This window comes from Paraburkholderia sp. RL17-381-BIF-C, from assembly GCF_046026435.1.
GTDB lineage: Bacteria > Pseudomonadota > Gammaproteobacteria > Burkholderiales > Burkholderiaceae > Paraburkholderia.
In genome coordinates, this window is record NZ_JARESX010000006.1 from 22404 (window position 1) to 34147 (window position 11744).

The following is an 11744-nucleotide window of genomic DNA, read 5'->3' on the forward strand; positions in this document are numbered from 1 at the left end:
TCCGCGCGAAAAGTTTTCACCGAGCTTTCACCCTCTATACTGACAACTTTTGTTGCCGGAGCCTTTCGCTTTGATCCAGGTTGTCGCCCTTATCGGTGCGTTGTTTCTCGTCGCCCTCAACGGTTTCTTTGTTGCCGCTGAATTCGGACTCGTCAAACTGCGGCAGACGCGCGTGCAAAGCCTTGCCACCAAACACGGCATGCGCGGACGTCTGCTGGGCAAGGTGCACGGACGCCTCGACGCTTACCTCTCCGCATGTCAGCTCGGCATCACGCTGGCGTCACTCGGGCTTGGCTGGATCGGCGAGCCCGCGTTCGCGGAATTGCTCACGCCGGTTTTCAGCCTTCTGGGCGTCGAATCGGAGAAACTGATCCACGGCATCTCGCTCTTCTTCGCGTTCTCCTGCATTTCGTTTCTGCACATCGTGGTGGGCGAACTCGCGCCGAAGTCGCTGGCGATTCGCGAGGCGGAGAAGGTCTCGCTATGGGCCGCCACGCCGCTGTACGGCTTTTATTGGGCCATGTATCCGGCGATCTGGGTGCTCAATACGAGCGCCAACGCCGTGCTCAAACTGGCCGGGCTCGACGCCGATCACGGCCACGACTCGCACTATTCGACCGACGAACTCAAGCTGATCCTGCGCGGCCGGCGCGCCAACGTCGCGACTGAGTTGGGTTCGCCGGACGGCGCCTACAGCCAGGACGAGTGGAACACGATCGCGCACTCGCTGGATTTTTCGCGTATGACCGTATCGGACCTCATGCGTCCGGCCTACGAGATGATCGGCCTGCGCCGTGATCTGCCGTTGCGCGAAAACATGCAGGTGGTGGCGCGGCACCGCTTCAGCCGCTATCCGCTGTTCGAAGACGCATCCGGCGAACGCGTGGCCGGCATGATCCATTTGAAGGACTTGCTGTTGGCCCGCCACGCGGGCAGCACGCTCGACGATCTCTCCAAATACGCGCGCCCGGTGCAGTACGTCACGCCGGATTTGCCGGCGCTCGAACTGTTTCGACGCTTCCGCAAGGGCGCGCCGCACTTCGCGCTGGTCGGCCATAAGCGCGAGAAGCCAATCGGTTTTCTGACACTCGACAATCTGCTGGGTGCACTGGTCGGCCAGATCCACGACGAATTCCGTCAGGGCGACGCCGACTGGACCCGCATGGACGACGGCACCTTGATGGGCAAGGGCAGCTTGCCGGTGGTGTCGCTGGAACGTGCGTTGGGCATCGACATCGACGAAGGCAAGGCCGAATCGGTCGGCGGCCTCGTCATTCAGGCGCTCAACGATCTGCCCACCGAAGGGCAGCGAATCGAGTTCGACCGCTTCGACGTGGTGGTCAAGAAGATGAAAGGGCCGCGTATCGTGCTCGTGCGCGTCTATCCGAAAACTTTCGACGACGAAGGCGGTTAACGCGCAATAGCGCCGCCCGTGACTCAGCGAAAGGCGGTATCCGAAGGCGCGCGCCGCAGCGTCGCGCAGGTAGAATTGGCGTCCACACCATTGGGGGCGACATGGGATATCTGCTGGTGCTGTGCGTCGGATTGCTGGCCGGCACATTGAGCGGCGTGGTCGGCACCGGCTCGTCGATGATGTTGATGCCTGTCCTCGTGATGCTGTTCGGTCCGCAAAAGGCAGTGCCCATCATGGCGATCGCGGCAATCATGGGCAACTTCGGCAAGGTTCTCGCGTGGTGGCGCGAGATCGACTGGCGTGCGTGCGGCGCCTACTGTGTGACCGCCGTGCCGGGTGCGGCACTGGGCGTGCGCACGCTGCTCGCGTTGCCGCCGCACGCGGTCGAAATTGCGTTGGGCTTGTTCTTTGTCGCCATGGTGCCCACGCGGCGTTGGCTCGCGCGGCGCGCCATCAAGTTCTCGTTGTGGCAGCTTTCCCTGATTGGTGGCGCGGTGGGTTTTCTCACCGGGATCGTCGTGTCTACCGGCCCGATTACGGTACCTGTTTTCATGTCCTATGGTCTCGTGAAGGGCGCTTTCCTTGCGACCGAAGCGGCGGGCTCGCTGACCGTCTATGCCGCCAAAGTCGCGGTTTTCAATCATTTCGGCGCTTTGCCTTTACACGTGGTGATCGATGGCCTGATCACCGGCTCCGCGTTGATGGCCGGCTCGTTTGCCGCTCGGACAATCGTGGTTCGGATGAGTCCCACGACGTTCAAACTGGTGGTCGACGGGTTGATGCTGTCGTCGGGGCTGTCGCTGCTTTGGGCGGCGGGGCGCTAGGCCCGGCAGACAGCTTCCGAAAATCACGCCGCTTGCGCTTCTGCCTCCGATAAAAGACCCATAAGAAAGGAGGTTTGAGCGCGTCCGCTCAAACCTCCTTCGCTCTGCCAATCTCGCGGATCAACTGCGTGGCACGCCGTCCTCCACCAATACCGCGATCGGCATGGCGCCCAATGCATCGCGCAGATACAACAGTCCGTTCTCATCGACCTTGGGCGCCGCGGGGCTTAGCCAATCGAACAGCGCTCTCGCGGACAGATCGGGCGGCATCTCTACCGCCGTGTTCTCCCATTTCTCGGGATCGACCATCGGTAAATCGCCTTTCTCGCCGAGCAAACCGGCAGCGAGCCGGCTCGCCACCACCACGGCCCACGCATTGCCATGGCGGCGCGCAAACGCGATCACATTCGACGCATGCTTGCCGCGCACGGCGAGCGGCAGATATTCGCTGTGGCTCAGCAACTCGGGCAAATGCGCCCGCAACGCCAGCACGCGTTGCACCACCGCGAGTTTCACGCGTCCGTCATGCCAACTCGACAGGAATTCGGACGGCGGCGTTTGCGCGAGCCATGCCTCGCGTTTGGCGAAATCGACAGGCCGCCGGTTGTCCGGATCGACCAGACTGAAGTCCCACAACTCGGTGCCCTGATAAAGATCGGGAATCCCAGGCGACGCCAACCGCAACACCGTCTGCTGCAAGCTATTGAGCGCACCGGCGCGGCCGATTCGCGCGACGAACGCGGACAATTCCTTCAGGAATCCGTCACGCCGCTGCGGCGCCAGGATGTCGAACAGGAACTCACGGCAGGCAGCTTCGTAGGCTTCGTCCGGGGCGAGCCAGTTGGTTTGCAGCTTGGCTTCGCGCAACGCCTTCAATTGCCACTGCGCGACGCGTTCGGCCAGTTCCTTCACGCCGGCTTCGTCGTCCGGTTGCAGGTCGGGCGGCCAGCAACCCACCAGCGTTTGATACAGCATCGCTTCGGCGGCGGGGCCGGGCGCCCAGTCGTAACTCGTGTCCTGGCCGACGCTGCTGACGGGCTTGCTGTCGAGCGCACGACGATGCGGCGCATTCAGCGTGGACCACGCACGCAGCGTCGCGCTCCAGTCTTGCGCGATCTCACTCAAGACAGCGATCCGCGCGCGCACGTCTTCGCCACGTTTGTGATCGTGGGTAGCGGTCGCGAGCATGGCGTGTGGGAAGCGCTGTGATCGCTCCAGATTCGATGCGTGAAACTGTTCGACCGACAACGAGAATTCGCCCGGATCCGCGCCGACTTCGTTGCGCGACAGCAGTCGGCCATAGCGATAGCACGCCGTGTCCTCCACCGCCTTCGCGGCAACCGGCGCCGTCAACTGCGAAAACAGCGTCTGCGCGGTGCGCCGCGCGGAACCGGCATGACTGGGCGGCGCGCCGTTCGGGCTTTGCTGCTGCGGCACGCCGCCTCGTCCGGCTGGCGCTTCTTCGGCGCTGCCGCCAAGCCACGCATTCACGCGTTCGAGTGCGACATGGTCCGCGCGCGCAAGCGAGCGTCGCGCGCCCTCCAAGGCCTGCTCGAAATAGACGTTATCCGCCGTGCTGCGCAGACCGTTCTGCGGATAGATTCGATACACCGGAAAGTGCACGACCAGCTCAGTCAGCACACGCCGCAGCGTGGTGAACGTGAAATCGCGCGTGGAGAGCGAATCGCGTGCAATGCGATGCAAGGCACGCGCCGCGCGGTCCAGTTCCGCCGAGAGGTTTTCCGCGAGGATCTTGCGGCGTGCGGCGAGGGCTTCGTCGGCGAAACGCGGGCTGCGGCCAGTCAGTTCGGCCCACGTTTGCGCGAGCGGCTCGGCGCCGGCCGGATCGTGCAGCAGCGCACCCACGTCGTTCATGAAGTCATAGCCGGTCGTGCCGTCCACCGGCCAATCGTCGCGCAGCGGTTCGCCACGTCCGAGAATCTTTTCGACCACCACATACGGCGCGGTGTCGCGCAGTTCAGTGAGGCGCTGCCGCAAACGCTGACAGTATTCACGCGGCTCGGCGAGGCCGTCGACATGGTCGATCCGCAAGCCGTCCACCACGCCTTCCTGATACAGGCGGAAAGGCAGCGCATGCACGGCCTCGAACACTTCGGGCCGTTCCACGCGCACACCGGCGAGCGTCGAGATGTCGAAGAAACGCCGCCAGTTCACTTCGTCGGACGCGGTGCGCCACCACGCAAGGCGGAAATGCTGCCGCTCGATCAGCCGGTGCAGGCGGTCACGCGTCACAGGGTCGCCCGAAGAATACGTTTCGAGTGCGAACTCGATCGCCGTGCCGCCGTTCTGCGCGACGAATTCGCGCAGCATGTCGCGGCCTTCAGCTGCGCGCGGATGATCGGTGGGCTGGGTCGTCAGTCCGTGGAAACGCTCGGCGAGCGCGTTGAGATCGGAGCGGTCGGCGCTTTGCAGGATCGAGGCGTAGTCGGTCGGACACACCGGAAACACGTGCGGTCCGTAGCCGATATAAAAACGCCCCAGGTCGGCGGCGAAATGCAGCGCAATGCGGCCAGCCGCCAGTTCCTCGCCGTACGACGCACCGAGCGTGGGCAGCAGCACCTTGCCGCGCAACGCCGGATCGGGCGAATGCCAGTCCACGTCGAAGTGACGCGCATAAGCGCTGTGACGCCCCCATTCGAGGATATCGAGCCACCATGCGTTGCTGGAGCCGCCAACGCCCATATGGTTCGGCACCGTGTCGATGATCAGCCCCATGTCGTGCGCGCGCAATTTGTCGACGAGGCGTTTCAGGCCCGCCTCGCCGCCGCATTCGGCGCTGACCTGGGTGTAGTCGACGGTGTCGTAGCCATGCATGGAACCCGGTTCGGCCGTGGTGATGGGCGAAGCGTACACGTGGCTGATGCCGAGCGCGGCGAAGTACTCGACGTGCTTCGCGGCATCGTCGAAGGTAAAGCCTCGATGGAACTGGAGGCGAAGCGTGGAGCGCGGGACGGTCATGGCGTATCAGGCTCCGAAGAAGCGTTGGAAGAAGGAACAGAGGCAGTGGCGGCGCGGCGCTCGCGATCGACCGCGAGCAGGCGGTCGCAGAAGGCGTCGTTCTCGAACAGTTCATTGACCGGCAAGGCGACGCGGCGCCGCCAGTTCGGATGCTCGTCGATCGAGCCGGGCAGGTTCGGCTGCTCGACCTGCGCGAGCAGATCTTCGAGCGGGAATGTCACCAGCGGGCCGGGCGTTGCGGCGACGAAGGCGAGCGCTTCGTCCACCGGCGCGTTGTCGGGCGGCGGCGCAGAGACGTGGTGCGCGGCCACGCCGGCCTGCTGGAACGCGCGCCACAACAATGCACGGTCTTTCGCGCGCTCTTCCTGGGCGGCTTCCTCGGGATCGCGGCCGTCGGCGCGCGCCATCGTCTGGCCGATCTTGTTGCGCCATGTAATGTCGCTGCCGCGCCACCAGCCGGCGACGGTCGGCAAATCATGCGTGGTCGTCGTGCCGACTGCATTGCGATCCCAGGCGGCGGGCGGCTTGAACCCTTTGCCGTCGTGCGCGCTCTCGAACCACAGCACACGAATGCCGGCGATGCCGTGCTCTTCGAGCCGCTCGCGAAAGCCGGGCGGCACGGTGCCGAGATCTTCACCAATCACGATGGAGCGATGCCGCCACGATTCGAGTGCGATCAGACGCAGCAAGTCTTCGAGCGGATAGCGCAGATAGGCGCCGTTACGCGCGCTTTCGCCTTCCGGCACGAGCCATAGCCGCCGCAAGCCGAGAATATGATCGATGCGGATGCCGCCGGAATGCGCGAAGGCCGCGCGCAGCATGTCGATAAAGGCGGAGAAGCCCTGCATGCGCATGGCACGCGGGGAGAACGTGGTGAGCCCCCATGCCTGCCCGGCCTGGTTGAACAGGTCCGGCGGTGCGCCGACCGATACGCCTTGCAGCATGTCGTCACGGTAGGACCATGCGTGACTGCCTGCGCTATCGCAGCCGACTGCGAGATCGGCGATCAGCCCGACGGACATGCCGGCATCGCGCGCCGCATGCTGCGCGTGCGACAAGCCCTTGGCGGCGAGCCATTGCAGAAACAGATGGAAATCGACCTCGTGACGATGGGCCTCGGCGAAGGCTTCGACTTCCGGGCTGCGCGGATCGCGCAACGCCTCGGGCCAGTTACGCCAATGTCCATTGCCGCCTTCCTGCGACAACTGCGCCGCCTGCAGCGCTTCGAAGCGTGCGTGATCTTCGAGCGCGCGTCCGGCGCGTTCGCAGAAGCCGTGAAATTCCAGCGCGCGCGCCGTGTTCTGCGCGCGATCGTTCGCGCAGAATTGCTCGTACAGCGCGCGCAAGACCTTCAGTTTCAACACGACCGCGTTCGGCCAGTCGATCAACGGCAGGTCTTCGAGTTTCGACCAGGTGTCGGTGGCCTGCGCGGCTTCGAGCGCGGCGTGGACCGCATTCGCGCCGAACACGGCGGCGGCGTCGATATGCGTGACGTTCAACCACAAACGCGACGACGGCGAGTACGGACTGAAGCGGTTCGGCTCCGCGCTGAACATGGCGTGAGTCGGGCTGACGGCGAGCGCGTGCGCGCCACGCTTCGCGCTTTCAACGGCGATCTGCGCCAGCGCGGAATAATCGCCGATGCCGCCGTCGCCGATCCGGCGCAAGCCGTACAACTGCGCGGCGATGCCCCACAGCGGCGGCGCGGGCGTGTCGTCGCCGGCGTCTTGATCGTGCAGCGTGCGCCAGGCGTCGGCGACGGTGTAGCAGCGTGGCGGCGCGACGGCGAGCGTCACCCGTTGCTCGTTGATCACGAGCGTGTGGTAGCCGGGTTCGTCGATCGGTGCAAGCAAGGCTTCCTCGCCTTTGGGCGCCGTGAACCGGCCGTCGATGATCGAGCCGCTTTCGAGCTCGATCCGATAATGGCTGCCCGACTTGATCGCCGCGGCGGGCAGGGCGATGCCGCGCCCGACTTCCGCGGTCATCAGTGGCGGGAGTTTGCGGCCCGAAAGTTCGGCCTCCAGAGCAGCCGAACTTTGGCGGATTTGCGTAGCGTTGCCGCACGGCAGACCCATCCGCTCGAGCAGCACGGCGAGCGTGGTCTCGGGCACATGTTGCGTCGTATGGTGCGCGTCCTGCCACTCCACCTCGAAGCCGGCGCGCGAGGCGAGAGTGACGATAGTGTCGTGATGGCGTCGGGTTGTCACGCGTGGCGCTCCTGTTGACCCGCGATGCGCGCGTCGTGGTGGATCGCATAGTCGCTGACGTCGCCGGTCAGCCATGCGACGAACGCGTATGCAGGCAAGACCTTGACATCGACCTGTTCGCGCACGCGCGGCGGCGTTTCGAAAATGACTTTGCCGGCTGGCGCCTCGGCCAACGCGACATTCTCTTTCGAGAGGTTCAGCGCAATCGACAACGTCTCGCCGTCGGCGAGTTTCCAGCGGGCAACGAGCGCATTGGCATCGCCGCCGTTCACGGCGGTCAGCACGGTCACGCCGCACGCCTTGCTGTGTTTCAGGCGCGGTGTGATCAGTTTGGCGCGAACCGCCAGCGCGGATTTGTAGAAATGCATCCAGTCGAGCCGGTCTCTCGTTTCGTCTTCGCTGTACTGTGGCGCTTCATCCGGCGCGAACGGCGACGATGCCGCGAACGTCTTTACGTCGTTCGGGTCGGGAATCTGGGCGCGCCGCTTCTCGTCGCTGAACGACGGAAAGCGCGCGAATTCACGGCGCCGTCCTTCGCGAACCGCGTCGGCGAGATCGCCCGTGTAGTCGGTGAAAAACAGGAAGGGTCGCGTCGAGCCGTATTCCTCGTCCATGAATAGCAGCGGGATTTGCGGCGACAGCAGGAGCAGGGCGGTGGCGGCGCGCAACGCTTCGTCCGAGGTCAGTTTGCGCAAGCGCTCGCCGAACGCGCGGTTGCCGATCTGATCGTGGTTCTGCAGGAACATCACGAAAGACGTGGGCGGTAAATGTCCGCTCGCTTCGCCGCGCGGCTTGCCGTCATGAATCGGCGACGCGTCGCCCTGATAGGCAAAGCCTTCCGACAGTACGCGCGCGAGGCGGCGGATAGGCTGGTCCTCATATGCGTGGTAGTAGCCCTCCGTTTCGGCGGTCAGCAGAACGTGCAAGGTGTTGTGCGCGTCGTCGTTCCATTGCGCGTCGAAATGCGTTTCCAGCAGGCTCGCGCTGTTGTGCTCGTTTTCCAGCACCAGATGCACATGCCGGCCGTGCTGCACTTTGGCGCGGATATGATCGGACAATTCACGCAGCCATGCATGGTTGTCGATGGCGTGCACCGCGTCGAAACGCAAACCGTCGATGCGATATTCGTTGATCCAGTACACGGCGTTATCCGTGAAAAAATCGCTCACTTCACTGCGCTCGAAATCGATCGCCGGGCCCCACGGCGTGTGTGTGCCTTCGCGGAAAAACGAGCGGGCGTACTGGTGCAGATAATTGCCGTCCGGTCCGAAGTGGTTGTAAACCACATCGAGGAACACCATCAGGCCGAGGCCGTGTGCCGTGTCTATCAGCGCTTTCAACTCTTCCGGGCGGCCGTAGGCGGAATCAGGCGCATACGGCAGCACGCCGTCATAGCCCCAATTGTGCTTGCCGGGAAAGTCGTTCAGCGGCATCAGTTCGATGGCGGTGACACCGAGCGCGGCGAGCGCAGGCAGGCGCTTCTGCACGCCCGCATAGCCGCCCATGGCGCCAACGTGCAACTCGTACAGCACCGTTTCTTCCCAAGGGCGTCCGTGCCAGCCCGTTTGTTCCCAACGGTACGCGCGCGGATCGATGACTTCGCTCGGTCCATGCACGTCCTGCGGCTGGAAGCGCGATGCCGGATCGGGCACCGCATGTTCGCCGTCCAGCCGGAAGCGGTACAGCGTGCCCGCGCCGCTATCGACGCTTGCTTCGAACCAGCCATTGCCGGCGGGCGTCATGTCGTGCGCGCCTTGGGCGGGTCCGTTCTCGATTTCCACCTGAACCTGCTTGCAGGAAGGCGCCCAGAAGCGAAACCGCGTGCGCGGCTTCGTACCCGCCGCGCCGATGAGTTGCGCGCCAAACGGCAGACAATGCGCGTGATGATGCGCGTGGGGATCAATCGGACTTTCGGACATGATTCGTCACCATTCAGTTTTACTTTCGAGCCGCGTTGTGACGCGTCGATCGCGCCCGCGATATCTGACGCACCATGAAGCGGCCGCCCTGCATGTTGCCGTGCCTCGCCGTGCTTCGCCGCCGCTGCCTGCCGCCTAAGTGGTCGGCGACGGATCGCTACTGGGCGGATGCGCACCCGGATCGGGCGGAAGCGCCGTGAGGAGCCGTGGCCCATGTTGCGGGCCGGGTTTCCAGCCTGCCTGCCAGTCGGCTTCCCCCACCGGCTGCGCGGCCAGCATCACGAGGCTATGCGCGGCCACTTCGACCTCTGAAACCGCCAGCCGATGCGGCGCGCTCTCCGGTTCAGCAGTGTCTAACAGCACATGCCATTCCAGATGCGGTGCGGGAGGCGTAAACCGCAGTGTTTTCTCGTTGGCGTTGAGCATCATCAACAATACTTCTGTTTCGCCGTTTAAGCCCGGCCCCGCGCGACGCAGTGTGAACGCGCGGCCTTCGGGGTCCTGCCAGGCTTCGATGGTGAGCGGATCGCCGCGTTCGTCGAACCAGCCCACATCGAACAGGCCCGGCAACACTTCACGATCGCCGAACAGAAATCGCGTTTCACGCAGCAGCGGATGGTGCTTGCGCAGTGCGATCACGCGCGCGACGAACGCGCTCATCTGGCGTCCGTCCGGCGACTCCGCGCGTTCCCAGTCGATCCACGATATTTCGTTATCCTGGCAATACGCATTGTTGTTGCCGTTCTGCGTGCGCAGCGATTCGTCGCCGGCCAGCACCATTGGCGTGCCGAGCGCCATCAACAGCGTGGCGATCAGCGAGCGGGCCACGCGTTTGCGGGTGGCGAGAATCGCCGGGTCGTCGCTCGGGCCTTCGGCGCCCCAGTTGCGGCTGCAATTCTCGTTGTGGCCGTCGTTGTTGTCTTCGCGATTGGCTTCGTTGTGCTTCTGCTCGTAAGCGGTGACGTCGGCTAACGTAAATCCGTCATGCGACGTGACAAAATTGACCGACGCCCACGGCTTCCTGAAGCGGCGGTTGAACAGATCGGCCGAGCCGGTCAGCCGTGCGGCGAGATCGGGCCGCAAGCCGGCGTCGCCGCGCCAGAAACGGCGCACGGTGTCGCGGAACCGATCGTTCCATTCGCCGAAGCCCGGCGGATGATTACCCAGCTGATAACCGCCCGGCCCGATATCCCAAGGCTCCGAAATCAGCTTGCGTTGCGACAGGATCGGGTCCTGGCGCAACGCGTCGAAGAAACCGGAGCCCGGATCGAAACCGTGTTGCTCGCGGCCGAGCGTGACGCCGAGATCGAAACGGAAGCCGTCGATATTGAATGCCGTCGACCAGTAACGCAGCGAATCCATCACCATTTGCAACACACGCGGATGCGGCAGGTTCACGGTATTGCCGCAACCGGTGTCGTTGATATGGTGACGTTCGTCGCCGGGAATCAAGCGGTAGTAGCTGGCGTTATCGAGGCCGCGCCACGAGACGGTCGGGCCCATCTCGTTGCCTTCGCAGGTGTGGTTGTAGACCACATCGAGAATGACTTCGATGCCGGCCGCGTGCAACTGGCGCACGGCAATGCGCATTTCGTCGAGCCGGTGCGTGCTGAGGTAGGACGGTTCCGGCGCGAAAAACGCCGCCGTGTTGTAACCCCAGTAGTTGCGCAGGCCGCGCTCCACCAGAAAGCGGTCGTTGAGAAACGCATGCACGGGCAGTAACTCGACCGCGGTCACGCCGAGTTTCAGCAAATGGTCGATGAACTCCGGCGAAGCCAGCGCCGCGAACGTGCCGCGTTCGTGCTGGCGCAAATCCGCACGCAACATGGACGCACCACGCACATGCGTCTCGTAGACGATGGTTTCACCCCAAGGCACATTCGGGCGCTTGTCGTGCGACCAGTCGAATGCCTCGTCGATCACCACGCACTTTGGCATGGCCGGCGCCGAGTCGCGCCGGTCGATGGAAAGGTCCGCGCGATTCGAATGCACCCGGTAGCCGAACAGCGCATCCGACCAGCGAAACTGTCCCACCAGCTTGCGCGCGTACGGATCGAGCAGCAGCTTGTGCGGATTGAAGCGATGCCCATGTTGCGGCTGATACGGCCCGTGCGCGCGAAACCCGTAAGCGGTGCCCGGATGCGCGTTAGGCAGATAGCCGTGCCAGACTTCGTCGGTGCATTCGGGCAGCGTGTAACGGCGGATTTCCTTGCGGCCGGTGGGATCAAACAAACAAAGCTCGATTTTTTGCGCGTTCGCGGAGAACACCGCAAAGTTGACGCCGAGGCCATCCCAACTGGCGCCGAGCGGATAGGGCGAGCCGGGCAGAAGCCGGTCGGGCATTGCATGCGACATGATTCCCCTTCCTGTTCTGATTGTTGAACGCTATCGTGGGTCTTCA

6 protein-coding genes are annotated in these 11744 nt (G+C 64.1%); 2 read left to right on the plus strand and 4 right to left on the minus strand.

Going from position 1 to position 11744, the window contains the following annotated elements:
* Nucleotides 1-70: 70 nt before the first annotated feature.
* A complete protein-coding gene (locus P0D70_RS06235; RefSeq protein WP_091809002.1) occupies nt 71-1414 on the plus strand; it encodes a hemolysin family protein in 1344 nt (447 codons plus the stop codon).
* A 101-nt stretch (nt 1415-1515) separates the two neighbouring features.
* Nucleotides 1516-2238, plus strand: a complete 723-nt coding sequence (locus P0D70_RS06240; RefSeq protein ID WP_408183611.1) for a sulfite exporter TauE/SafE family protein — start codon at nt 1516-1518, stop codon at nt 2236-2238.
* A gap of 120 nt (nt 2239-2358) precedes the next feature.
* Here the strand turns inward: P0D70_RS06240 and treY are convergent, their stop codons facing one another.
* The 4 genes from treY to glgX form a co-directional block, all read right to left on the minus strand.
* On the minus strand, nt 2359-5217 hold the full coding sequence (gene treY / locus P0D70_RS06245; protein ID WP_408183613.1) for a malto-oligosyltrehalose synthase: 2859 nt from the start codon (nt 5215-5217) through the stop codon (nt 2359-2361).
* Nucleotides 5214-7424, minus strand: coding sequence for a 4-alpha-glucanotransferase (gene malQ / locus P0D70_RS06250; RefSeq protein ID WP_408183615.1), 2211 nt, complete (start codon nt 7422-7424; stop codon nt 5214-5216). Before malQ ends, treY begins: the two co-directional genes overlap by 4 nt.
* Complete coding sequence (gene treZ, locus P0D70_RS06255; RefSeq protein ID WP_408183617.1) at nt 7421-9343, minus strand: malto-oligosyltrehalose trehalohydrolase; 1923 nt, start codon at nt 9341-9343, stop codon at nt 7421-7423. Before treZ ends, malQ begins: the two co-directional genes overlap by 4 nt.
* A 135-nt stretch (nt 9344-9478) precedes the next feature.
* Nucleotides 9479-11698 carry a glycogen debranching protein GlgX gene (glgX, locus tag P0D70_RS06260; protein WP_091804820.1) on the minus strand — a complete coding sequence of 740 codons (2220 nt, stop codon included), beginning with the start codon at nt 11696-11698 and terminating at the stop codon, nt 9479-9481.
* Nucleotides 11699-11744: the final 46 nt, after the last annotated feature.